This window comes from Bowmanella yangjiangensis (assembly GCF_017255015.1).
GTDB classification, from domain to species: Bacteria; Pseudomonadota; Gammaproteobacteria; order Enterobacterales; family Alteromonadaceae; genus Bowmanella; species Bowmanella yangjiangensis.
The window spans coordinates 1-416 of sequence record NZ_JAFKCS010000636.1; the positions used below are offsets into that span (position 1 = coordinate 1).

Annotated in this window: 1 protein-coding gene; it reads right to left on the bottom strand. The window is 67.3% G+C overall.

Translation table 11 applies throughout. The annotated features are described in order from the left end of the window. Window positions 1–136 precede the first annotated feature (136 nt). Window positions 137–416 (bottom strand): hypothetical protein (locus tag J0A65_RS26025; protein ID WP_206597088.1); only part of this gene is annotated, 280 nt, incomplete at its 5' end.

The window sequence follows — 416 nt, forward strand, 5'->3', positions numbered from 1 at the left end:
GTCACGCTAAAAGAACGAGCTGGCGACCTTAGCGTCTGCGCTCGGCGTTGCCAATCCCGTCTTCCTGCCGATGTGACGGGCAGCAGGCAAACCCGGTAGGGCGGCGTCGCGTTCACCGGCGCCGCCCGCTGGCGCCCTAGAAACTGAAGCGGCGCATCACCCCCTGCAAGCGCTCGGACATGCCCTGCAAGGCACGAATGGCTTGGACGATGCCGCCTTGCGCGGCGGAGTTCTCCTCGACGATCTGCGCGACCTGTTCGACGTTCTGCGCCACCTGTTCGCTGGCGGCGCGTTGCTGCTGCAGGGCGGTGGCGATGAGCCCCACCGACTGCAGCGACTCGTCCAGTGCCACGCGGATCTCGCCCATGGTGGTGGCGCTGTTCTCCACCAGTTGCAGGCCGGTGTCCACCCGCGAG